General features: G+C 70.9%; 19 protein-coding genes and 3 pseudogenes. 14 read left to right on the top strand and 8 right to left on the bottom strand.

The features are described 5' to 3' along the window. Positions 1–46: 46 nt before the first annotated feature. A complete protein-coding gene (locus ACZ56B_RS21725; RefSeq protein WP_468792974.1) occupies positions 47–1,474 on the top strand; it encodes an FAD-dependent oxidoreductase in 1,428 nt (475 codons plus the stop codon). 8 nt (positions 1,475–1,482) lie between these two features. Here the strand turns inward: ACZ56B_RS21725 and ACZ56B_RS21720 are convergent, their stop codons facing one another. Further along, positions 1,483–2,397: an NmrA family NAD(P)-binding protein gene (locus tag ACZ56B_RS21720; RefSeq protein ID WP_468792970.1), complete on the bottom strand. Its 915-nt coding sequence runs from the start codon at positions 2,395–2,397 to the stop codon at positions 1,483–1,485. Positions 2,398–2,496: 99 nt separating this feature from the next. On the opposite strand from ACZ56B_RS21720, the gene ACZ56B_RS21715 reads away from it, so the two are divergent. Beyond that, entirely contained in the window at positions 2,497–3,129 is a 633-nt protein-coding gene (locus tag ACZ56B_RS21715; RefSeq protein WP_468792966.1) for a TetR/AcrR family transcriptional regulator, read from the top strand. Positions 3,130–3,475: 346 nt separating this feature from the next. On the opposite strand, the gene ACZ56B_RS21710 is transcribed toward ACZ56B_RS21715, so the two are convergent. Next, a complete protein-coding gene (locus ACZ56B_RS21710) occupies positions 3,476–3,640 on the bottom strand; it encodes a hypothetical protein (protein WP_468792962.1) in 165 nt (54 codons plus the stop codon). Positions 3,641–4,116: 476 nt separating this feature from the next. On the opposite strand from ACZ56B_RS21710, the gene ACZ56B_RS21705 reads away from it, so the two are divergent. The 3 genes from ACZ56B_RS21705 (at position 4,117) to ACZ56B_RS21695 (ending at position 6,739) form a co-directional block, all read left to right on the top strand. Beyond that, positions 4,117–4,776, top strand: a complete 660-nt coding sequence (locus ACZ56B_RS21705; protein ID WP_468792957.1) for a DedA family protein — start codon at positions 4,117–4,119, stop codon at positions 4,774–4,776. A 101-nt stretch (positions 4,777–4,877) separates the two neighbouring features. Further along, on the top strand, positions 4,878–6,104 hold the full coding sequence (locus tag ACZ56B_RS21700) for a sensor histidine kinase (RefSeq protein ID WP_468792953.1): 1,227 nt from the start codon (positions 4,878–4,880) through the stop codon (positions 6,102–6,104). Continuing rightward, the gene (locus tag ACZ56B_RS21695) at positions 6,095–6,739 is read left to right on the top strand and encodes a response regulator transcription factor (protein ID WP_468792948.1); all 645 of its coding nucleotides are present in this window, start codon (positions 6,095–6,097) and stop codon (positions 6,737–6,739) included. Before ACZ56B_RS21700 ends, ACZ56B_RS21695 begins: the two co-directional genes overlap by 10 nt. 237 nt (positions 6,740–6,976) lie before the next feature. Here the strand turns inward: ACZ56B_RS21695 and ACZ56B_RS21690 are convergent, their stop codons facing one another. Beyond that, complete coding sequence (locus tag ACZ56B_RS21690; protein ID WP_468792943.1) at positions 6,977–7,291, bottom strand: hypothetical protein; 315 nt, start codon at positions 7,289–7,291, stop codon at positions 6,977–6,979. A 418-nt stretch (positions 7,292–7,709) separates the two neighbouring features. On the opposite strand from ACZ56B_RS21690, the gene ACZ56B_RS21685 reads away from it, so the two are divergent. Together ACZ56B_RS21685 and ACZ56B_RS21680 are read left to right on the top strand one after the other, a co-directional pair. After that, complete coding sequence (locus tag ACZ56B_RS21685) at positions 7,710–10,103, top strand: MMPL family transporter (protein WP_468792940.1); 2,394 nt, start codon at positions 7,710–7,712, stop codon at positions 10,101–10,103. Between the two features lie 520 nt (positions 10,104–10,623). Then, a complete protein-coding gene (locus ACZ56B_RS21680; protein WP_468792935.1) occupies positions 10,624–11,994 on the top strand; it encodes an amidohydrolase in 1,371 nt (456 codons plus the stop codon). Between the two features lie 113 nt (positions 11,995–12,107). On the opposite strand, the gene ACZ56B_RS21675 is transcribed toward ACZ56B_RS21680, so the two are convergent. Then, entirely contained in the window at positions 12,108–12,890 is a 783-nt protein-coding gene (locus tag ACZ56B_RS21675; protein WP_468792930.1) for a DUF6924 domain-containing protein, read from the bottom strand. Between the two features lie 160 nt (positions 12,891–13,050). Between ACZ56B_RS21675 and ACZ56B_RS21670 the strand changes: the two genes are divergently transcribed. Next, on the top strand, positions 13,051–14,361 hold the full coding sequence (locus ACZ56B_RS21670; protein ID WP_468792925.1) for a hypothetical protein: 1,311 nt from the start codon (positions 13,051–13,053) through the stop codon (positions 14,359–14,361). A gap of 692 nt (positions 14,362–15,053) precedes the next feature. On the opposite strand, the gene fabG is transcribed toward ACZ56B_RS21670, so the two are convergent. Beyond that, entirely contained in the window at positions 15,054–15,848 is a 795-nt protein-coding gene (gene fabG / locus ACZ56B_RS21665; protein ID WP_468792921.1) for a 3-oxoacyl-ACP reductase FabG, read from the bottom strand. Positions 15,849–16,275: 427 nt separating this feature from the next. Between fabG and ACZ56B_RS21660 the strand changes: the two are divergent. After that, positions 16,276–16,615 (top strand): annotated as a pseudogene (locus ACZ56B_RS21660) (transposase); the annotation flags it as partial. 176 nt (positions 16,616–16,791) lie between these two features. Here ACZ56B_RS21660 and ACZ56B_RS21655 read toward each other — a convergent pair. Next, a complete protein-coding gene (locus tag ACZ56B_RS21655) occupies positions 16,792–18,399 on the bottom strand; it encodes an alpha/beta hydrolase (RefSeq protein ID WP_468792917.1) in 1,608 nt (535 codons plus the stop codon). A 218-nt stretch (positions 18,400–18,617) separates the two neighbouring features. Here ACZ56B_RS21655 and ACZ56B_RS21650 point away from each other — a divergent pair. The 3 genes and pseudogenes from ACZ56B_RS21650 to ACZ56B_RS21640 form a co-directional block, all read left to right on the top strand. Further along, a pseudogene (locus tag ACZ56B_RS21650) lies at positions 18,618–19,196 on the top strand (IS6 family transposase); the annotation flags it as partial. A gap of 606 nt (positions 19,197–19,802) precedes the next feature. Then, positions 19,803–20,192: pseudogene (locus ACZ56B_RS21645) on the top strand (Tn3 family transposase); the annotation flags it as partial. Between the two features lie 49 nt (positions 20,193–20,241). Further along, positions 20,242–20,847, top strand: a complete 606-nt coding sequence (locus ACZ56B_RS21640) for a Tn3 family transposase (RefSeq protein ID WP_468792913.1) — start codon at positions 20,242–20,244, stop codon at positions 20,845–20,847. On the opposite strand, the gene ACZ56B_RS21635 is transcribed toward ACZ56B_RS21640, so the two are convergent. Continuing rightward, on the bottom strand, positions 20,748–21,191 hold the full coding sequence (locus ACZ56B_RS21635; protein ID WP_344632431.1) for an Rrf2 family transcriptional regulator: 444 nt from the start codon (positions 21,189–21,191) through the stop codon (positions 20,748–20,750). The two genes, ACZ56B_RS21640 and ACZ56B_RS21635, sit on opposite strands and share 100 nt — an antisense overlap. Positions 21,192–21,352: 161 nt before the next feature. On the opposite strand from ACZ56B_RS21635, the gene ACZ56B_RS21630 reads away from it, so the two are divergent. Both ACZ56B_RS21630 and ACZ56B_RS21625 read left to right on the top strand, forming a co-directional pair. Beyond that, entirely contained in the window at positions 21,353–21,823 is a 471-nt protein-coding gene (locus tag ACZ56B_RS21630; protein ID WP_053637133.1) for a nuclear transport factor 2 family protein, read from the top strand. Between the two features lie 333 nt (positions 21,824–22,156). Next, the gene (locus ACZ56B_RS21625) at positions 22,157–22,765 is read left to right on the top strand and encodes a recombinase family protein (protein ID WP_468792905.1); all 609 of its coding nucleotides are present in this window, start codon (positions 22,157–22,159) and stop codon (positions 22,763–22,765) included. Here ACZ56B_RS21625 and ACZ56B_RS21620 read toward each other — a convergent pair. Next, positions 22,737–23,081, bottom strand: a complete 345-nt coding sequence (locus tag ACZ56B_RS21620; RefSeq protein ID WP_468792900.1) for a hypothetical protein — start codon at positions 23,079–23,081, stop codon at positions 22,737–22,739. The two genes, ACZ56B_RS21625 and ACZ56B_RS21620, sit on opposite strands and share 29 nt — an antisense overlap. Between the last annotated feature and the right edge of the window lie 43 nt (positions 23,082–23,124).

Below are 23,124 nucleotides of genomic sequence, written 5' to 3'. Positions count from 1 at the left end.
ATACTGGTGCTTTTCTCACGATGTATCAGCCAGGGGAGGGGAACCGATGCAGGCTGCGCAGCAGAACGTGAAGTCGGGCAGCACCTGGGGCGGACGCCATGCGGTGGTCGTCGGCGGCAGCCTGGCGGGCCTGCTCGCGGCACACGTCCTCGCCGCCCACGTGGACCGGGTGACCGTCGTCGAACGCGATCGGTTCCCCGAGGTGCCGGAGCCACGGCCCGGTGTGCCGCAGAGCCGGCACACCCACGTCCTGCTGGAAGGAGGGCAGACGGCTCTGGAAACGTTGCTGCCAGGATTCCTGCGGGAATTGCAGGAGGCGGGAGCGCCCCGGGTGGGCGCCCCCGCGGACATGGTGCAGTGGCAGAGCGGACGCTGGTTCCGCCGACTGCCCGCGTCGACGTACTACCACACCGGTTCCCGCCCGCAGCTCGAACACCTCGTACGGCGACGGGTTCTCGCCAACCCGCTGATCGACGTGTTGGAGGGCACGGATGCCGTCGGTCTCCTGGGGGACGCCTCGCGCGTGCGGGGCGTGCTGCTGCGCGAACGCGGCGACGCGGCGCGTGCGGAGTCCCGGCCGGTCGAGGCCGACCTGGTCGTGGACGCCTCCGGCCGGAGCACGAAGGCCCCGCAGTGGCTCACGGCGCTCGGTGTGCAAGCCCCGCACGAGGAGACCATCGACACGGGTCTCGCGTACGCCACTCGCGTCTACCGTGACAAGGACGGCATCCTCGGCACCGACGCGCTCGGCTACTACATCGTCCCCAATCCGTCCCAGACCTACGGCGCCGTCGTCCTGCCTCTGGAAGACGGCACCCACCTCGCCACCTTGTCCGGCCTCCGCGGTGACGAACCGCCCACGGACGAGGAACAGTTCGCGGCCTATGCCAAGAAGCTGCCGCACCCGCTCGTGTTCCGGTGGCTGAGCACGGCCGAACCCTTGTCACCGGTCTTCGGCTTCCGCCACACCGCGAACGTACGGCGCCGCTACGACCTGCCCGGCCGCCGCCCGGCGGGATTCCTTGCCACCGGCGACGCCCTGTGCACGTTCAACCCGATCTACGGGCAGGGCATGGCCGTCGCCGCCATGAACGCGGTCGCGCTCCGCGACGTCCTGGCCGACCCGAGGTGTACGCCCACGACGCGCCGCGTCCAACGGGCGCTGCTGTCTTCGTCCCGGCAGGCGTGGGACATTTCGTCCGGAGCCGACAAGCGCATGCCCGGCGCGACCGGCAACGCGGCCGCCGTCCGCGCCGCGGACCGCGCGGCCCACTGGTACCTGAGCCGGGTCCAGGACCGCTACTCCGGCGACCCGGTGGTGGGCGCCGCCTTCCGATCCGTACTCAGCCTGTCCGCGCCGCTGACCGCCGTGTTCACCCCCTCGGTGGCCCGGGCCGTTCTGTTCGGCCCGCCCGTCCCGACCCCCGCCGAGCCCCCGACGACCCGGGAGGACCCGCGAGGGACCGCGACCTGACAACGCACCTAGCCGGACACGGGTGTCAGCTGCTCCTCCGCCCACTCGGCGAAGGTGGTGACCGGGATGCCCAACTCCCGGGCAAACCCGGGCCGGGCGGGCTGGAGGACCGCGTTGTTCCACTCGTGTCCGGCTCCCCACGTCGGCATGCCCGCGTCGAGGGCCTCTTCCAGGCTCATGGAGGGTGCGGTCACGGGCACGCCCCAGGCGGCGGACAAGGTCTGCGCGATCTGCTCCATCGTGCGCAGGTCACCGGCCAGTTCCAGTTCCACCTGGTGGAACCGGTCAGGGTCTCGAAGGGCGTGCGCCGCAGCCGTGCCGATGTCCCGCACGGCCACCAGGGCCAGTTCGGTCTCCGGCTTCAGTACCGTCAGCAGTCCGCCGCGCGGCCCCTTGGGTGCCAGCAGGGGCAGGTTCTCCATGAAGAAGGCGGGCTTGATCACCGTCCAGCGGGCAAAGCCCGCACCCCGCACCGCCTCCATGATCGCCTGCTTGGTGTGGAAGTAGTCCGCCATCGCCGCCCAGCGGCCCTCGGCCCAGCCGGCGACCCGGGTGTGCTCACCGACTCCACTGGTCGAGGACTGCACGAACTGCCGTACTCCCTCAGCCTTCGCCGCGTCCACCAGGTTGGTGGCTTGGGCGAGCTCGCCCGCGAAGTCCACGCTGGTCTCGGTCATGGGCGGCCTCTGCACCGAGAACACCGCGCGGACTCCCTCGACCGCCGGGCCGAGGGAGGCCCGGTCGGAGAGGTCCGCCCGCACCAGCTCGGCGCCCAGCGCCTCGATCGCTTGGGCGGACTTCGACCGCGGATCGCGTACGAGTGCACGTACGGGCACCCCGGCGGCCAGGAGTGCGCGGGCCGCGGCCCCGCCTTGCTGGCCGGTGGCTCCGGTGACCAGGACGGTATCGCTGTCGATGGGCATGGTTGCTGCTCCTCACGGACCGGAGAAAAAACGGCGGGGCCCGCCGTTTAGCCTGCCGCTAAGATATGGCGGGGCCCGCCGTTTAGCAATGAGGAGATCATGACCGGTCAGCGCTCGGACGCCCGACGCAACTACCAGCGCATCCTCGCCGTCGCCAAAGCCGAGGTCGCCGCGCACGGCGCCGAGGCCTCCCAGGAGCGGATCGCCCGCACCGCAGGCGTCGGTTCGGCGACCGTGCGCCGTCACTTCCCCACCCGCCGTGCCCTGCTCGAAGCCGTCTTTCAGGAGCGCATCGAGGACCTGTGCGAGCGCGCCCACCGGCTAAGTGCGACCGAGGACGGCCGCACTGCCCTCCTGGAGTGGCTCCACGCCCTCGTCCTCTACGCCGTCTCAGCCCGCGGATTCGCCAACACCCTCAGCTACGAGCCTCCCGCCGAGGAACCCTCCCCGCACTCCTGTGGCAACAGAATCGCAGCGGCCGGAACTCCCTTGCTCCAGCGGGCCATTCGCGACAAGGCGGTCGCACCGCACGTCACCTTTCACGACCTGCTGACCCTAGCCGTCGGCATCGCCCTGGCCACCGAGCACCACGAGGACCCCGAGCTCCAGGCCGACCGCCTCTTCCGCCTCGCTGTGGAGGGGCTCAGCCCTGAGCGCGGCATCGCTGGGGTATCCGGGGACCCAGGACCTTCGGTACTGGTGACAGAAAGTCCGCCGAACGGGCGGTTGTGACGAGTGGGATGCCCAGTCCACGGCCTCACCACGTAGGACACGCTGTGAATTCCGTTGGGGATGATGGCGATGGCCGACCCTTTCACCAGGCGGGAGATCGGGACGGAATCCAACGTGACCGAACCGTGGAACACCGATGCCCCCAGAGTGATTACCCTCCCCTCAAGGCGGAGGATCCGCGGACGCGGGCTGAGATACGACATGCCGGGGGGCAGCCCCCGACCTCGGTCGTGCATGTGGCCGACCATCAACCGCCCGCACCGCCCTGGGAGTCCCTCTGGATTCCGTGGCGGGATTTCCGGCTTCCCACCGGCCCGATGGAGGCCATGCGCACACTCCGCACCGCCTACGACCGCGCCGCGGACGAGCGCGTGGAGATCTGCTGCGGGGGCGGCGTCGGGCGGCGCACGACCACCCGGTGGGGGTTGCCCGGCGTCTCCACCACCAGGCCCTCGGCGCGCATCGTCAGGGACGCGCCGAGCACCAGCCGCAGGCAGGAGCCCTCCTTCACCCCGACTTCACCCCGACCGGGGTGAAGGAAGCTTGCCGGCGCAGCGGATGGACCGACAGCAGCGACCTCCCGCAGGTCCCATGGCACTGGTTCGGACCGCGAGGTGCGCCACCTGCCACAGGACGGGCTCCAGTCGCAGACGGATGTGCGCGCCTCCGCCGGCACCGGGCGCGTACTCCACGCGGGTCAGCCGCACCGGCCCCGGCGGCGTGCGGTACAGCGCCTCACGCGCATAGTCGTTGGCCTCGGCGGGTCGGCGGACACACGGCGCACATGGAGATCCCCTACGAACACATGACGTCCGAGGGGCGGTCCGGGGCGGCCGGGGACCCTGCGGTTTTCCGCAGGGTCCGGGTGCGGGAAACCGCATCGGACCGGGTGGCAACCCTCATACCGTCGCCGGTCCCCGGTTCCTAGGTTGGAGGTCATCGGGGCAGCCGCCCCGCTCCACCGACCCGCCCCCTCGGAGACCCACCATGCATCACATGACTCCGGCTCTGCCCCAGGAGCCCGCGGACGGCATCGCGGGATGGGCCGCCGACCTCGTGGACGCGCTGGGCGCTCCCGGCGCCGGCCTGTTCGTCGCCCTGGAGAACATCTTCCCGCCGCTGCCCAGCGAGATCATCCTCCCGCTGACCGGCTTCGCCGCCGGCCAGGGCGTGCTGACCCTCGCCTCGGCCCTGTTCTGGACGACGCTGGGTTCGGTGGTCGGCGCGCTCATCCTCTACGGGATCGGCGCGCTCTTCGGCCGGGAGCGGATGTACGCGCTGTGGGCGAAGCTGCCGCTGGTGAAGGCCTCCGACCTCCAGCGCACCGAGGAGTGGTTCGCCCAGCACGGCACCAAGGCGGTCTTCCTCGGCAGGATGGTGCCGATCTTCCGCAGCCTGATCTCGGTGCCCGCCGGCATCGAGCGGATGCCGGTGCCGGTGTTCACCGTGCTCACCACGCTCGGCAGCCTGATCTGGAACAGCGTCCTGGTGCTGGCCGGTTACTGGCTGGGTGACCAGTGGGACGAGGTGGGCGCCTACGTCGGCGTCCTGAGCGAGATCGTCCTGGTCCTGGTCGTCGTCGCCTTCGCCGCCTACGTGGCCGTACGGGTGAAGGGCCGCGACAAGGCCCAGCGCCGCCGCGCCTGATGCGTACCGACCGCGCGCACGCCGGCTCCCGCCCCGTGCTCCCGTCCACGGCCCGCGGCGATCTTGTCCGGGGCCGTTCGGCCGCACTAGGCTCGGGCGCTGTGCAGGAGGACCTGACTGGCGCCGCGTCCCACGGTCCCGCAGGAGCCCTCGGCACCGCGGCCCCCGGGGACGACCGGAGCGCCGCCTCACCGCCCCCGCCCCCGCGGCTGCGCCGCGGCCTGGGCGTGCTGCTCGGCTGCGCGACCGCCCTGCTCGGCGCCCTCTACTTCCTCGTCGTCGGCGTCCTCCTCGGCCCCTTCCTGCTGTGGCCGCGCACCCGCCCGGACACCCTGCGCGTCCTGATGGCCGGAGCGCGCCGCCTCACGGCGCTCGAACGGATCCGCCGCTCGGTGTTCTTCGGCGACCGGTTCCCCGAGCACTACAAGGCCTCCGATCAGAAGATCCTGCGCTACCTCGCCGTCCGCTGCTCCACGGGTCTGCTGTGCGCCGTCGTGACCGGGCTGCTCGGTTTCGGCGCCCTGCTGGCCGGGCTGCTGATCAGCGGGGCGGCGCGGGGCAGCCTCGGCTGGGACGAGCTGCTGACCCAGATGGTGCTCGGCGGTGTCCTGCTCTTCCTCGATCTGCAGGGTCTGTACTCGCTGGCTGTTCTGGACACCCGTACCGCCCGTGAGTGTTTCGGCCCCTCCGAAGGGGAGCTGCTCCAGCAGCGGATCGATGAGCTCGCCGCCAGCCGGGCCGCGGTGGTGCAGGCGGTCGACGCCGAACGCCGGCGTATCGAACGTGACCTGCACGACGGTGTTCAGCAGCGGCTGGTCGCGCTGGCCATGCTGCTCGGCCGCGCGCGCCGCAGCCGTGACCCCGAGCGGGCCGGTGCGCTGCTGGCCCAGGCGCACGAGGAGTCCCAGGGAGTCCTCAACGAGCTGCGGGAAGTGGCCTGGCGGGTCTACCCCTCGGCGCTGGACAGTCTCGGCCTGGAGGAAGCGCTGGGCGGGGTGGCCGAGCGGTGCGGCATCCCGCTGCGCATCCGGTTCGAGGCCGGCGCGCCGCTGCCCCAGCCCGTGGAGACGGCTGCCTACTTCGTGGTGTCCGAGGCCGTCACCAATGCCGCCAAGCACTCCGCGGCCACCGCCATCGAGGTGCGGGTGGCGCTCACCGGGGAGCGGCTCGCCGTACGGGTCGAGGACAACGGCCGGGGCGGCGCGGACCCGGCCGGCAGCGGACTGGCCGGGCTGCGCGGCCGGGTGGCCGCCCTGGACGGCGTGCTGCACATCGACAGCCCCCTCGGGGGACCCACCGTCATCTCAGCGGAGCTGCCATGCGCGTGATCCTCGCCGAGGACTCGGCCCTGCTGCGAGAGGGCCTGGTCCGGCTGCTGGCCGACGAGGGCCACGAGGTGGTGGCGGCGCTGGGTGACGCGGTGAACCTCCTCGGGGAGGTCGAGGTGCACCGGCCGGACATCGTCGTCGCCGACATCCGGATGCCGCCGACCCACACCGACGAGGGACTGCGGGCCGCCGTGGAGATCCGCGAGCGCTTCCCGGACGTCAGCGTGCTGGTGCTCTCGCAGCACATCGAGCGCAACTACGCCGCCCAGCTGCTGGCCTCCAACGCCGAACGGGTCGGCTACCTGCTCAAGGACCGGGTGGCCCAGGTCGAGGAGTTCCTGGACGCGCTGGAGCGCGTCCACGCGGGCGGGGCCGCCATCGACCCCGAGGTCGTACGGCAGTTGCTCGTCCGCACCACGCACGGCGATCCGCTGACCCGGCTCACCCCGCGCGAGCGCAGCGTGCTGGAGGCGCTGGCCATGGGGTACACCAACACGGCCATCGCCGAGAGGCTGCACCTGTCGCTCAGTTCGGTGGAGAAGAACCTCAACGGCGTCTTCGACAAACTGGACCTGCCACGCACCACCGGTTACAACCGGCGCATCCTGGCGGTCCTGCGCTACCTGGAGTCGTGAAGGGGTCTCCTCCCGGGCTCTTCGGGAGGGGGACCGCCGAGGCCGTCCCTCCGGCCGGTGCACGGCGGGCGGCGGCCTCCTCGCGCCGCGCCACGCGAACGCGTAGGGGGTGAGCGCGTTCTCGGACAGGTGCTCCATCCGGACGCAGCCGCCGATGCCGGCGTCGTCGGCCGGCTCCAGCAGGACGCCGAAGGCGCTGTGGTCCTCCAAGGGTGAATCCGGTGGAGCCGAGGACGGTCAGGCCTCCCGGTGCCGCTCCGCGAGGGACGGACCGGCGCACAGGTCCCTCAGGTCCGGACCCGGGTCGCTCTCCACCAGGTGCAGCGACTCTCCCCCGCGCGGCGCCCGTCCGCGGTGGCCGGTGGTGACGGACGCGGACTTCAGCCCGTGCAGCGGCACCTCGAACGTGCCGATCAGGCCCGCGCCGATGGCGTTGACGTGCGCGTGCGGCAGCGGCCGTCCGCCCGGCAGGACCGGGCCGGTGCCGGCCCTCACCGAGGTGACGGTGCAGATGACGTCGGCCGCGGCCTCCGGGACGGCGACCGGGACCACCTCGACGTCCGGGTCGAGGAACTGCGGGCACTCGGCGAAGGTCCGCTCGGGGGAGGGGCGACGTCGTGGACGAGGATGCGCTCCGGCGGGAAGACCCGGCTGAGGGCGTGCGCCTGGGTGACCGCCTGCGCCCCGGCGCCGACCGGGGCGAGCACCCGGCTGTCCGGGCGGGTTCGACGATGCCGGGGAATGACAATTTCCTGTCGGCTTTCCGATCGCCGCGGGTCGAAATGCAAAGCCGGAAGCGGAGACGGCCAGACGGTTCCTCCCCGGTCGGGATTTCAACCGGTGGCATTACGGGAAACCGCAGGATCCCCGGACGGTTTACCTCGTGTTCCGGACGCGACCGAGTCCCTAGCGTCTTCCCTGTCGCCACGCGGCACGGGCCAGTGCCCGCAGCAACGGAGGGAAGCAGAAGGTGCGAAAGAAACCGGCAACGGTACGGATCGCGCGATGGAGCGCCACGCGCCCGTGGTCCGCCATCGGGCTGTGGGTGGTCTTCGTCGCCCTGTGCCTCTTCCTGGGCGGGGCCGCCGGCACCGACAGGATCGGTGACGAGGAGTCCGGGGTCGGGGAGTCCGGCCGGGCGGGCCGCATCACCGCCGCGGGCGACTTCCCCGAGAAGCCCGAGGAGAACGTGCTGATCACGGCCGCGGACGGCCGCACGTTCGACGCCGGGGCGGCCCGGGAGGCGGCCGAGGACCTCTCGCAGCGGATGAAGGCGCTGCCCGAGGTGGAGAGCGTCGCCACCGCCGTGCCCGCCCCCGACGGCAAGGCGCTCCTGGTCACGGTGACCATGAGGGGCGACACGGAGAACGCCGACCAGCGGGTCCAGCCGCTGCTCGACGTCGGCGAGGCGACCGAGAAGGCCCACGACGGGCTGAGGATCGACGAGGTGGGCACGGGCTCGACCGCCAAGGGGCTGGGAGAGACCCTGGGCGAGGACTTCGTGAAGGCCGAACTGATCAGTCTCCCGCTGACCCTGCTGATCCTGCTGGTCGTCTTCGGCGCCGTCATCGCCGCCGGCGTCCCCGTGGTGCTCGCCCTCTCCTGCGTCGCCGCCGCGATCGGACTGTCGACCCTGGCCTCGCACGTCCTGCCCGAGACCAGCGCCGTCAGCAACATCATCCTGCTCATGGGCATGGCCGTCGGCGTGGACTACTCCCTCTTCCACCTCCAACGGGAACGGGAGGAACGCCGAAGGGGCGTCGCCCGCATCGACGCCGTCGAGATCGCCGCGAAGACCTCCGGGCACACCGTGGTGGTGTCCGGCACCACGGTGATCGTCTCGATGTCCGGTCTCTACCTCGCGGACGAGGCCACCTTCGCCTCCCTGGCCACCGGGTCGATCATCGTGGTCGCCGTCGCCGTTCTCGCCTCCCTGACCGCGCTGCCCGCGCTCCTCGCGAAGCTGGGACGCTGGGTCGACCGGCCGCGGGTGCCCTTCCTGTGGCGGCTGACCATGCGCTCGGGAGACTCGAAGCTGTGGCCGGTGCTGCTGCGGCCCGCCCTGGCGCGACCGGTGCGCACGCTCGTGGTGTCCGTCGGCGCCCTGCTGCTGCTCGCCCTGCCGGCCCTCGACATGAGACTGAAGCAGCCCGGCTCCGACGACCTGTCCCGGGACATCCCCGTCGTCCGGGCGATGGACCGGCTCACCGAGGCCTTCCCCAGCAAGGGCACCGTGCACCAGGTGGCCGTCCGCGCCCCCGCCGACCGGGCCGCCGACGTCGAGGCAGCCCTCGGCGGGCTGCTGAAGCGCACCGCGGGAGACGACCTGTTCGCCCACGACCAGACGCCCGCGATCCGCGCGTCGGCGGACAAGCGGGTGCACACCGTCCAGGTCGGCACGCCGCACTCGCCCAAGAGCGACGGCGCCCGTGACTCCCTCGAGCTGCTGCGGGACTGGGTGCCCCAGGCGATGGAGGGCGTGCCGGGGGCCGAGAGCGCGGTCGGCGGCAAGGTCGCCCGGGGCGTCGACTTCACCGGCCACCTGGAGGACCGGATGCCGTGGGTGGTGGGCTTCGTCCTGCTGCTGACCTTCGTCACCATGGCCCTCGTCTTCCGGTCACTGGCCGTGGCGCTCTCCGCGATCCTGCTCAACCTGCTGTCGGCCGCCGCCTCGTTCGGTGTCCTCGTCGCGGTCTTCCAGCACACCTGGGCCGAGGGGCTGCTGGACTTCCACAGCTCCGGAGCGGTCGTCTCCTGGCTGCCGCTGTTCCTCTTCGTGGTGCTGTTCGGCCTCTCCATGGACTACCACGTCTTCGTCGTGAGCCGGATCCGCGAGGCCGCCCGGAACGGCGCGACCGTCAAGGACGCCGTCCGCGAGGGCATCACCCGCTCCGCCGGGGTCGTCACCAGCGCGGCGATCGTCATGGTCGGGGTCTTCTCGATCTTCGGCACGCTGAGCATGGTCGAGTTCAAGCAGCTCGGCGTGGGCCTGGCGGCGGCGATCCTGCTGGACGCCGTGGTGATCCGCGTCCTCGTCCTGCCGGCCCTGATGACCGCGCTGGGCAAGTGGAACTGGTGGCCGGGCGACCGCTCGGCGGGCCGCGGCGGCCCGCACGCCCCGGGCTCTGACGACGCCCGCCGGCTGCGCCCGGTCCCGGCCGCCCGTCCGCACTACGCGGGAGCGCAGCACCAGCAGCCGCACGCGGACCGGCAGCTCCGCACGAACCGGCAGTCCTACAGGGACCAGCAGCCGCACGCGGACCGGCAGGACTACTCCGGGCAGCAGGGTGACGCCCCCTTCGGCACCCCGCGCCGGCCCCAGCCGCCCCAGCACCGCGACCACCGACCTGACTCCTGGCGGTAGCGGCAGGAAGCAGGTCCCTCCGACGAGGAGGGAGGGCAGCCCGTACACCCCCGGCGGGCGTCCTCTCTCCTCCCTCTCGGGCGGCCGGCCGGTCGGCCGACTGCCCGGCGGGCGCCACCGCGACCGGGTGCGCCCCTACGCGTCGGTGCTCATGGACGAGGCCGGTCCGATGACGGACGGCCTCACCGCATTCGTACCTGCGACCACGACGAGCGGCGGCCTGCTCCGCACGAGAGTCGCGGGCAGGAGCCGCTGCCCAGCATTCGGCGGGACCGGGACCGGGACCGGGACCGGGACCGGGCGCCGGTCCGCCCGCGGAGCCCTCCGGGTGATCGACCGGCGCAGGCCGGACCACGAGAACACCGGTGGCACCCGACGGCTCACCCCGGGCACACCCGCCGGATGCGGTAGGAACCGGAGCGGCCGGAACAGCGGGACGTACGGGTGGCACCACCGGTCACCGCACAGCCGCACCGAGGAATCCTCTGCCGTGCCGTACGGCGGCCCGTACGTTGGTTCCATGAGCGATGCCGGGCCCCCGGGCGGTTCTCCCGCCGACCTCGTCGTCACCGGGTGCGCGGTCCTGGTGCACGACGACGCGGAACGGATCGGATTCCGCAAGGACGCCGCGATCGTCGTCCGCGACCGGGTGATCGACGCGGTCACCACGGCCGCCGCCGCACGGAACGTGCCGGCCGTGACGCGGATCGAGGCCCACGGACAGATCGCGCTGCCCGGTCTGATCAACTGCCACACGCACGCCCCGATGGTGGCCCTGCGGGGTCTCGCCGAGGACCTGCCGACCGAGGAGTGGTTCAACGACGTCGTCTGGCCCGTCGAGACCAACCTCACCGAACGGGACGTGGAACTGGGCGCGCGGCTCGCCTGCGCCGAGATGATCCGGGGCGGGGTGACCTGCTTCGCCGACCACTACTTCCACATGGACGCGGTCGCCGACGTCGTCGCCGAGTGCGGGCTGCGCGCCCACCTCGGTCAGGCGTACTTCTCCGGCCAGGGCCCCCGGGGCCGGGAGGCGTCACTGCGGTTCGCGCTCACCCGGCGCGGCACCGCCGACGGCCGCATCACCACCGCACTCGCCCCGCACGCCCCGTACACCGTCACCGACGCCGACCTCGCCGCCACCGCCGACCTCGCCCGCACGCACGGCCTGCCCGTCCACATCCACGCCGCCGAGAACCGCGACCAGACCGACACCAGCCTGGCCCGGCACGGCCGCACCCCCATCGAGATCCTGGACCGCACCGGCCTGCTCGGCACCGACCTGCTCATCGCCCACGGGACCGGCATCCTGGAACGGGACCTGCCGCTGCTCGAACGCACGGGCGGCCGTACGGCGGTGGCCACCGCGCCGCGCGGCTACCTGAAGTTCGCCTGGCCGACCACCACCCCGGTACGGGCCCTGCGCGCGGCCGGCGTCCCCGTCGGCCTCGCCACGGACGGCGCCGCCTCCAACAACTCCCTCGACATCTGGGAGTCCATGGCGCTCACGTCCCTGATCCAGAAGTCCACCGAGGGCGACCCGCGCTGGCTGACCGCCCGCCAGGCCCTGCACCACGCCACCTCGCAGAGCGCCCGCGCGGTGGGCCTCGGGGACCGGATCGGCTCCCTCACGCCCGGCCGACGCGCCGACCTCGTCCTCGTCGACCTCACCGGCCCGCACACCCAGCCGGTCCACGACCTCGCCGCCACCTTGGTGCACAGCGCCCGCGCGGCCGACGTCCGCACGACGGTCGTCGACGGCCGCGTTCTGATGCGGGACCGCGTCCTGCTCACTCTCGACGTGCAAGTCACCGTGAGGGAACTGACGGACCGGCTGCCCGGACTGACCGCGCGCGACCACGGACGGCGCGTCCAGGAGTACGACACCTGACCCGGTCGCCCACCGGGCCCGGGCGTCGTCGGGGCCCACCGGGACCGGCCGAACGGGGCGGCGACGCGGCCCCGGACGCACCCACGGCCTGACACCGCCTGACGGCCAGCAACTCAAAAGCCTCGGAACACGCCGTCGTCGTCGACGGCGCCGGCGAACTCCTCGAAGTCCATGTTGGCGCCCGAGACGTTGTTCTCGATACTCCACAACTCGGCTGCCACAACGCGGACACGACGCCCACGCCCAGCCCGCAGGTCCACCACGAGAAGAGGCTGTTCAGTCGAGGCGACAGCTACGGAGTCCGCCAGGACAAGAAGTGGATGCTGGTACTCCGCGGGGATCAGGCCGAGGGCCTGGTCGAGTGTCAAGCCGTCGTACCTTCGGTCGTCGACGAGTGCGACATTGGCTAAGAATCCGTCCTCACTGGGCGAGAACAGCGCCGCCCGCAGCGCATCCCAAGCGTCGTCTGCCGAGAAGTCGGTTCGCACAACGAGGGCTTCCGAAGTGCAAGGGAGCTGATCCATGCGCGGACAGTACCGCCAGTCCGGTGAACCAACCCGGCCACAGCACTGGCGGTTCTTCGTCCACCGGGCGACCATCTGCTGCCAGGTCGGCCCGTGCGGCGGCAGGGAACCGGTGAACACCGGGCACGTGCCGGCGTTGCGGACGATCCCGCCATCACGGTTCACCGCATCCCGCAGCACCACCTCGGGCTCGACCCCGTCGGCGGCGAAGAACAGGTCCTCGAAGCTGCCCGACGGTTCCTTGGCGAACCGGCGTTCGTACCCCGGCTTCCGCAGGTCCTCCCACACGTCCCCCGCGGAACCGAGGACCTGCTCGACGCAGTCCCGGCGGGCCTGCCGGCTACCGGCTCTCCGCCGCACGGCCACAACCACACCGTCGCTCCCCGCCGCCCGCAGGCCCGGTGCAAGCTCCCGGCGTGCCCGGAGGCTCCGCACGCGATCATCTTGCGGGCCCAATGTCATTGCGTCCACCTACAGTTGCTCCGTCGGCCGCGTCCGTGCGGCCGGATCCGAACCCGAAGGGGCTCTCAAGATGCGTATACGAAGACGTGCGGCGGGTGTCGCGCTGGCCCTGGCGGCCGCGTCGATCCCTCTGCTCGGTGGCTCCGGCACGGCAGCGGCACAGAGCCAGGGCGGCATCGTCCTGCCGGTGCGGTCGCACTGGCAGACCCTCGCCGACGGCCGGCACGTGTACGTCAGCGCGCCCGGCGACGACGCGGTGCTGGCCACCGACCACGACGGGCGGGTCGTGAGGAAGGTGGAGGGTCTCGACGGGGCCCGCGGCATGGCGGAGTCGGCCGACGAGTCCACCCTGTACGTGGCGCTCCCGGACGCCGACGCGATCTCCGTCATCGACACCGCGACCTTGACCGAGACGCGGCGCATCTCCACCGGGACCGGCACCAAGCCGGAGAGTCTCGCCCTCGCCGGCGACCGGCTGTTCTTCAGCTACCAGGCCACCGTCTTCGACGCTGGCATCGGGTCGGTCGCCATCGCCGGGGCGACCCCGACCGTCAGCCTGGACGACAACCCCGTCTGGTACGGCAAACCGCGACTCGCCTCGTCGCCGGGCGCGCCCGACCGGCTCGTCGCCGCGGAGAGCGTGAGCGCGGCGGGCATGCGCGTGTACGACGTGAGCTCCGGGACGCTTCAGGAGACCGCCCACAGCGACGCCGTCGGCGACGTCGAGGACGTCGCGGTGACGCCGGACGGCAGCAGTGTGATCACCGCGAACGGGTACGACTACTACCACCAGCGCTGGCGCCTGTCGGACCTCACGCAGGAGGTTCGGTACGACACCGGCCCGTACCCCAACTCCGTCGCGGTCGGCCCCCACGGCACGGTCGCCGCGGGGATCGTGGCGGGGGGCGACTGGGACGTCCACCTCTACCGCCCCGGAGAGACCACCCCGTACCGCACGGTCGCGTTGTCGTGGCCGCACATGGATCTCCTTGACCGAGGCGTGGCCTGGGCGCCCGACGGCAACAGACTGTTCGCCACCCGCTTCCCCTACTCGGGCGAGGTCACTCTCGACATCGTCACCGACCTCGCCAAGGCATCCAGCACGATCACTCTGTCCGCCCCGCCGACGAACCCCGTCGGCACGCCGGTCACCGTGACGGGGAAACTGACCTCCCTGGTCCCCTTCCCTGAGCACAGAACGGTCACGGTGACGCGCAACGGCGTGGAACTGCCGGAGGCGCAGGTCGGACCGGACGGCACCTTCAGCTTCAGTGACACCCCGCCCGACTGGAACACGTACCCCCAGTACACGGTCACCTACGCAGGCGACGACCGGCATGTGCCCGGCACAGCGACCGTAGTGGTCGAATTCGTCAGCTGACCAGGCCGGGCAGTTCGCCCGAGCCCGTCACAAGGATGTGAGGCCGGCACCCCGCAGGACACCGGCCCCGCACCCGTACCGGTGGGAAGGGGCCGGGGCGGCCTTGTGCAGCTTGCGGGTGACCTGTCACGTCCGGTCGTGCGGACGCCGCCTACTGCGGCCACTGTGCCGGCGGAAAGCCGCCGCACCACCGCCGGTCCCGGTGCCGACCGACGGCTCGGCGGCCGGCCCGCTTTCGGCCCGGCCCCTGACCCCGCTGCCCCGCCCCCGGGACTTTTGCGCCGGACCGGCCGTGTCGTCGCCGGCCGGCCCGGTCGTAGCCGTAACGGCTGCGTCAGCCGCCGGCAGTCCTGCCGCCGTTCGGCCGCCCCGCCGCCGCGCTCGGCGTCCGCCCTGCCCACCCCGGCCGCGCCGTCTCCCGCTCCAGCCACGATCGGCATGTTCGACCGTAACGGTGCGAGTCCGCTCGGAGTCACCGTCTGCCGTCGTTGACCGGTCTCCCTTGTCCGCTTCCCCGCACAGTGCCGTGCGGTTGTGTCATGGGCGTGGATCCGGCTTCGACCGATCAGGGCATCGGCCTTCAGGAAGCTCTGTGTCCGAAGTGAGGCGCGGTTCTGGACACATCAGGAATCGGGCCGTGCGGGCCTGCCGAAAAGCGGCGGACTGAGGGCCGGGCGGTTCCCCGGCCGAGGTCAGGGGCTGGTGGGGACAGCGAAAGCGTCCAGGGACTCGGGGAGGGTTTGCCCGCCGTCGACGGTGAGGGACTGGCCGGTGACGAAGGAGGCTTCGTCGGAGGCGAGGAAGAGCACGGCGTGTGCGATGTCGACGGTCTCGCCGAGCCGTCCCAGCGGGATGGAGTCGGTCATCCGGCGCAGGTAGTCCGGCCCGAGGCCGGTCAGCCCTTCGGTGTACACGTTTCCGGGCAGGACGGCATTGACCGTGATGCCGTACGGCGCCAACTCCACAGCCGCGCCGCGCAGGAAACCCAACTGTCCCGCCTTGCTGGCCCCGTAGTGGGACCACCCCGCGTAGCCGGTCGTCGGGCCGGTGATCGAGGAGGTCAGGACGATCCGGCCGCGGCCAGCCCGTTCCATCGCGGGCAGACAGGCCCGCACGGACAGGATGGAGCCCCGGAGGTTGACGTCCAGGACCTCGTCCACGTCCTCGGCGGTCAGCTCACGCAGCGGACGTTCGGGGAAGATCCCGGCGTTGGCGCACAGCACATCGATCCCGCCGTACTGCCGTTCGGCCTCGGCTGCCATCTTCTCGATCTCTCCGGGCCGCCGCACGTCCACACCCATGCCCGCGACCCGCCCACCCGTGGCCTGGGCGAGGCCGTCTGCCACTTCGCGGGCCGTCTCCTGGTTCCGGCCTGTGAGCAACACGGCGGCGCCCTGCCGGGCGAAGAGTTCAGCGATACCGAGCCCGATCCCCCGCGTACCTCCGGTCACGATGACGGACCGGTCCTCCCAGCGTGTGAACGTCATGCCGTTTGCACCCCTCGCTGCCGTTCCTCCATTGCCGGGAAAGCCCGGCCGCTGTTCTGGTCACGCTAGCGACAGACCCGGATGGGGCGGCGAGTACCGGCCAGCACGTGAACACGCAGCGCAGGTCCGACAACGAGGAGGGGATGTTCCCGTCACCGCACAGGTGATCGTTGCGTCGCCGCCCGAACCCCGGCGCCTCAAAGCCGCACCGTTACGGCTGGCCGTGCCGGTCGTGCTGGTCACCGGGACGATCCTGCGTACCGTGGCGCCATCGGGCCACCAGCGTCCTGACGCCGGGCGGTTCTCCGCGCCGTTGTTACTGATCATTTCAGAATGACCTTGGTGTAGGGCTTGGCTGTGGGCGGGGCCTGCGGCAGACATTCCGTGAATGTCGGATGATCTTGTGCCTGATGACTTGTAGGACCGTGTGGCCCCGCTGCTCCCTCCTCGTCCGCCGCGGCGTCGACGGTATCCGGGCCGGCTGCCGGCGGATGACCGGGCCGCCCAGCGCGGGATCATCTATGTCTTGCGCACGGGTGTGACCTGGGTGGACGTGCCGACCGAGACGATCGGCCGCAGCGGGGTGACGTGCCGGCGGCGCCTGCGGGGCTGGACCGAGGCCGGCGTCCGGCCCCGCCTGCGCGAGATCCCCTCGCGGGACTCCGCGGGGCCGGCCTGCTGGACACGGAGGACGCCGCGGTCGACGACTCGCACGTCCGGGCCCTGAAAGGGGGGCTCACACCGGACCTTCACCGGTCGACCGCGGCTACGACTACGACTACGACAAGTACCGTCGGCTCCTGCGCGCTCGTGGCCTTCGGGCGACTCGACGGACCCGGCCCCGACCATGTTGTTGCCGGTCATCGGTGCATCTTCCATGGCCGGAGTCACACCGGACGTCTTGCCGTCCCGGCCGGACAGGGAAGCGCCGCGTTCCGGCGGGTTACTTCCGGGTGACGTCGGTGCAGTAGACGTCCTTGTCCGGCAGGTGGCCGGTGGCCAGGAAGCCGACGGTGGCCTTGTCGGCGCAGGCGGAGCCTGCGCCGTAGACGTGGTGCCCGCCGTTGTCGACACCGACGAAGGCAGAGCCGTCGCCGAGGGACTTGCGCAGCCCGACGCCGCTTTCCCACGGGGTGGCGTTGTCCCGGCGGTTCTGCAGGATCAGGGTGTTGCGCGGGCCGCCCTTCACGACCTTGGCGGTCGCCTCAGCCGGCTTGTCCCAGTAGGCGCATGCCCAGATGTTGGCGGGCATGCCCGCGGTGAGCGGCCACTTCTCGCGGTCGGCGGTGGTGCGGGCGGCGTAGCCGTCGACGTCGTGCGGCCATTCGGCGTCGCCGCAGGTGAGAGCCATGAACATGGTGGCCTGGTTGTCCGCGGGGATACCCGGGGGGGTCGGTGTGTCGGCGAACACCTCCTTGAGAACCGCGGTGTCGGCGGCCGTGGTGCTGCCGTGGGCCAGGTTGTCGGCGGCCTTCCAGAACTTGGCGAGCACGGGAAGGGTGTCGTTTCGCAGAAGCAGGGCGTAGGTCATGTTCCGCAGCAGCGCCCCGTCCAGTGACACCGGTGCGCCGGGAATCGCTGCGGGCGTGCGGTCGAGCCGGTCGGCGAGGGTGAGGTAGGTGCGGGTCACCTGTGCGACGTTCGCGCCCAGCTCGAGGGTGTCGGCCTGCGCCGCGGCGACGCGGGCGGCATCGGGGAACCGGTCGGCCATGCCCTTGCCCCAGGTGTCCGCCACCTGGCCGGCCCATACCTTGGTGGGGTCGACGTTGCCTTCCAGGATCATCCGGTCGGTGCGGTCCTGGAAGAGGGAGCGGTAGACGGCGCCGAGGTAGGTGCCGTAGGACTGGCCCCAGTAGGAGATCTTCTTCTCACCGAGCGCCTGGCGGATGCGGTCCATGTCGCGGGCGGTGTTGGCGGTGTTGTAGTACCGCAGGTTCTTGCCTGCCGTGTCGGCGCACTGCTTGGCGACGGTTTTGGCGAGGGCCACGTTCTTGGTGATCGAGCCGTCCGCGGCAGGATAGGGGAAGAGTCCGGGCACGCTGGGGTCCCGCAGACCGCAACTCTGTGGGGTGCTGTGTGCGACGCCGCGCGGGTCGAAACCGATCAGGTCGTAGCGGTCCAGCACGGACTTCGGCAGTGTGGACGCCATGGTTTCGGGCATGTCGAGACCGCCCAGGGCCGGCCCGCCGGGGTTCAGCAGCAGAACGCCATGTCGCTTCCCGGGCTGTGCGGTGGACAGCCGGGAGACCGCCACGTCGATCTTCATGCCGCCCGGGTTCCGGTAGTCGAGCGGCACCTCCAACGTTCCACAGGCCAGGTGGGGATCACGGGTTCGTTCCCCGGCCGGGGCCGGGCACTTGCCCCAGACGATCTTGGCGTCGCCCGCGGTCTCGCCGACGCTCTTGCCGGAGACCTCGGCCGGTCGCGAGCCCTTGTCGTCGGCACCACACGCGACCAGTGCGGTCCCTGCCAGCGTGGAGACCAGCAGAGCTGCGGTGATTCGGCGGCCTCCGGGGAAACCGTGCTGCGCGGAACTGCGTGTCGTGGTCATGGTGTTGTCCTCGGCTACTGGGCTGGTCGGCCTTGTCCGGCCGCTGTGTTGACGATTCGAGTCAACAAGAGAGCACCGGTGGCGCGCGTCACCCCAGAGAGGACAAAACAGGTAGCTCGCTCGGGGGATCCCGGGCCGATCCCGAGAACGGAGCGGCCGCCGTGGGGAGCGTCGGATGAGCCGTGGGCGGGACGAGCCACTTGGCCGACCGACCCGGAATGATCCCGGAGTTGATCGTGCCGGGGAGAGGTCCGCTCGTGTCGTCCGCGCCGTCGTGCAAGGGTCACCGGTATCCGGTGGAGGTCATCTCCCACTGCGTGCGGCTGTACCACCGCTTCCCGCTCGGCTTCCGCGAGGTGGAGGAGCTGATGCTCCAGCGCGGCGTCATCGTCTCGTACGAGACCGTGCGCCGCTGGCGCGCCAAGTTTGGTCAGGCGTATGCGAACGGACTGCGCAGCCGCCGGCCCCGGCCCGGGGACGAATGGCCTCCGGAGGAGGTGTTCATCAAGGCCAACGGCGAGCTGAAGTATCTGTGGCGAGTCGTCGGCGCCGACGGCACCGTCCTTGGCATCCTCGTGCAGAACCGGCGGGACGAGGCCGCCGCCAGACGGTTCTTCCGCCCCTTGACGAAGAAGACGCTCGCGGTGCCGCGGGTGGTCGTCACCGACAAGCTGCGCTCCTACCGCGCCGCCCACCGCGAGGTCATGCCCTCCGTCGAGCACCGCTGTCACAAGGGATTGAACAACCGGGCCGAGAACAGCCACCAGCCCACGCCCCATCGCGCCCCGGCGCGCCGTCAGACAGTCACCCACCCGACCACGTGACAGTGCCCCCACAGAAGATCCTCTGCCTGAGGTGCGCCGGGCCAGGTGGTCGGCGACGGACGTCATGTGCGCTGGGACGGTTGTTTGTGCTGAGCGGTGAGTCGGGTGCGGTGTCGCTTTTTGTGCAGGGTGGTTGGCGCGCCTGTGGGCACGGGAGTTGGCGGAGCACCGGTGCCGGGGCCGGGTGCGGGGCTGTTCCCAGCGGGTGGTCAGGCGTGTCCGGAGCAGGTCGTGGGCGGGCGCGAGGCGGGGCAGGGGCAGGCGGCCGGCGAGGTGGCGGAGGTGGGGAAACGGTGGGTGCTGGTGCCCTGGAGTCCTGGGCGAGGAAGCCGGGGGCCGGGTCGGAGGCGGTGGCTGTCGCGTTGGTCCAGTGGTGCGCGCCGAACCCGTACGGGGTGTGACCCAGATACGCGTCAAAGGGGCAATGAGTTGACCCTGAAGCGGTGAGCGTCCGGCCCGTCACCCGTTCGGCTCAACGTCGTCGGTGGTGATGTTGACCATCGTCCTGGGGTCTGGGGTGGGTTGTGACCTCGATCGAGCGGACCGCGTATCCGCGGTTCAAGCGGCTGATCACCGCGCGTGAGCTGCATCTGTTCTTCTCGCCGACTCGTGACGAGCTGGATCGTGCTGCTGAACGAGGCGATTGCCGATCTGGTCAACGCGCACGCCCGCCTGGACATCTCGCAGGCGTGGGGCGACGGCACCGCGGTGGCCGCCGACGGCACGCACATGGACACCTACCTGGACAACCTGCTCGCCGAGACGAGCGTCCGGTACGGGAAGCCGGGAGGCATCGCCTACCACCACATCTCGGACACGTACATCGCGCTGTCCACGCACTTCATCCCGTGCGGGGTGTGGGAGGCCGTCTACAGCATCGAGGGCCTGCTGAAGAACACCTCCGAGGTCGAGCCGACCACCGTGCACGCCGGTACGCAGGGCCAGTCCCAGCCGGTGTTCGCACTCGCCCACCTGCTGGGCTTCGACCTGATGCCCAGGATGCAGGAACCGGAAGGGCATGACCTCCTACCGGCCCTCCGAGCAGGCCGGGTGCGTGCACATCGACGCGCTGTTCGGCGAGCCGGGCAAGAACGTCATCGACTGGGACCTGATCGAGTCGCAGTTCCGGCACCTGATGCGGGTGGCGATCTCCGTACGCGAGGGAGCGGTCTCCTCGTCCACGCTGCTGAAGCGGCTGCGGTCGGGATCGTGGAAGAACGCCACCTACACCGCGTTCCGCGAGGCCGGCCGCATGATTCGCACCGTGCAGCTGCTGCGCTACCTCTCGGATGCCCCGCTGCGCCGGCGGGTGACCGCGGTGACGAACAAGGTCGAGGCGTTCAACGGCTTCTCCCAGTGGCTCGGCTTCGGCAACCGTGGCGTCCTCGGCCTGCGCCCGCCGTCTGTTCCGGCGGCGGATCCAACGCGTTCGGCGCGGGGTTCCATCTCCACGCTCACGTCACTCCGCCCCGGTGGCCAGAACCCACGCCGAACCCTACGGTTCGCACGGGGTCGCCCAGCTGATCAGAGAGGCTGGCGAGGTGCCGCGAGTACGTCCCTGAGTACCTTCTCGAGCGTGACGCGGGCCAGTTCGTGTCTCAGGGTCTCCTCGATGTCCTGGTAGATGCCCCGCATTGCCGGCTGGATGCCGTGACCCACCACGCATCCCTGGTCCGGGGTGGTGCGGTGCATCGCGAACAGCGGGCCGGGTTCCACTGCCTCGTACACGTCGAGCAGGGTGATCGACCCCAGCTCGCGCGCCAGCGACCAGCCCGCGCCCGCGCCCCGCCGGGACTCCACGAGCCCGGCCCTGCGCAGCTCGCCGAGCAGCCGCCTGATCACCACGGGGTTGGTGTTCGCGCTGGCTGCGATCTTCTCGGAGGTGGCGACCTCGTGGCCCTGGCGCTGGTAGAGACCGATCCAGGCCAGCGCATGGGCGGCAATGGTCAGCCTGCTGTTGGCGCTCATGATCCCTCCTCCGGTCGCAACGCTCCATGTTACGACAGCGCAGTCGCAACAGTGAAGGTTGCGACAATCTGCTGTAACCTTTATCGTTACGACAGCCGGGAAGGGTCGATCGAAGACAAGCGCGGACCGTGAGCGTGTCGCGAATTCAAAGGAGAACAGGAATGGAAAGTAACGAAAAGACCATTCGCGAGGCTTACCGGCTCGCGGAAGGAAACGTTCTCGACGGTGACGGTTTCCTGGCCTTGTTCACCGAGGACGGGTCGTTCAACGACATGTCGACCTCGCAGAGTTTCCGCGGGGAGCAGATTCCTCAGGTGATCGCGGGCCTCGCCCGCTCGTTCCCCGATGTACACCGTGAGCTGCTCGAGGTACATGCGTTCGGTGATGTCGTCGCCGTCGAGTTGCGAATCCAGGGCACGCATCTCGGAGGGTTTCCGACTCCGGTCGGTGAGATCCCACCGACCGGGAACCGGATCGACGTGCCGGCGGCGGACCTCTGGTACCTCCGTGACGGAAAGATCGAAAGGTTCAATTGCTACAACTCGATGAGCGTGTGGCTTGATCAAATCGGGGTCCACCCCGACTTCAAGTCCGCAGTCGAAGCCACCGAGACGGCAGCCACGACGGCGTAACTCTGCCGGTCAGCGCCGAGTATGCGACAAGACACTCCCTTCTTCGGGCCGCATACCCGGCGCTGCTTCCTGAACGAAGGCGTTGTGCGCACCCAACCGCCGACACGACCCGGCAGGCCGACTCATCGAGTATCAGCAGCCCTGGCCGGCAGGTAGGGCGACGACCCACATCGAGTGACGTTCTCCGGGCCCGCCTCCACGAGACACACGGCTGCGACGAGACCCCACCCCAAAGATCATCGAGGTACGCAGGGCCGGACTGCCCCTTCCCCATGCCGCCAAGCCCTGCGCATCCGACGCTGACCGTGGACGAGTTCCACGCGTGCGCGGACCGTGGAGGGCTCGGCCTGCCATGAGTCCGTGACGATCACGAGAACCGACGCGGAGGCCGGCGCAGGAGACGGCACCACCCGCGCCCCTTGCCCCGCCCTTGGGCAGGACGACGACTCCCAGCTCGACGCCTTGCGGGCCACGGCATCCCGAGGGACAAGATCTTCAACGAGAAGATCAGCACCCGCGTCCGCGGAGGGCCCAGTTCGAGGAGGCGCTCGTACGGCGCGGGAGGTCAAGGCCCACGCCCCGCACTGCCGCGTCATCTTCACCGTGTACGAGAGGAAGCGGCTCGGCCGCGACGCCGCCGAACTCACCGCGCTCGCCGACCACCTCACCGCCCACGGCCTGGTCCTGGAGATGCCCGCCGGGCCCCTGCCCGGCATCCACGACCCCACCGGCCCCGGCAAGCTGCTGTTCGCGTTCTTCGCGGCGATGGCGGAGACCGAACGGGAGAACATCCGGGAGCCGCCGCGTCCAGGGCCTGGGCGCCCGGCAGAAGGAACGCCTGCTCGAACTCTTCGCGCCAGCGGCCTGACCACCGCGAACACCAAGCTCCCGGCCGGGGCCCTCTGCTGTCCTTCTACCGCTCCCGCAGCTCGTACGGGTTGATCTCCGCGTACCGGTCGTCCGCCTCAGTCAGGCCGAAGCCTTCCTCCCACGCTGAGGTCTCCAGCCAGTTCACCGGCCCGCCGGCCCGGAACCGCGGATGCTCCCAGCGGGGCTCGCCCACACGGAACGCGTGCACTTGGGGCTGCTCGTCGCCGTTCCGGCGGACGAACTTCTCGTCGTAGATGAGGAAGTGCCCCATGTCGTCGCGGTCCTCGCGAACCTCCTCCGGGAGCGTGACCACCCGGGTCACCTTGTCGTCGTCGCAGTCGACATCGACCATCACCGGCATCACGTACCGGGCCCACCGCTTCGCCACCGCGGCCCCGCCCATCACATCGCGTAGTCGGCGGCACGCTACC

Source organism: Streptomyces sp. NPDC034670, from assembly GCF_055574875.1.
This window is presented reverse-complemented; position numbering and strand designations above follow the sequence as displayed.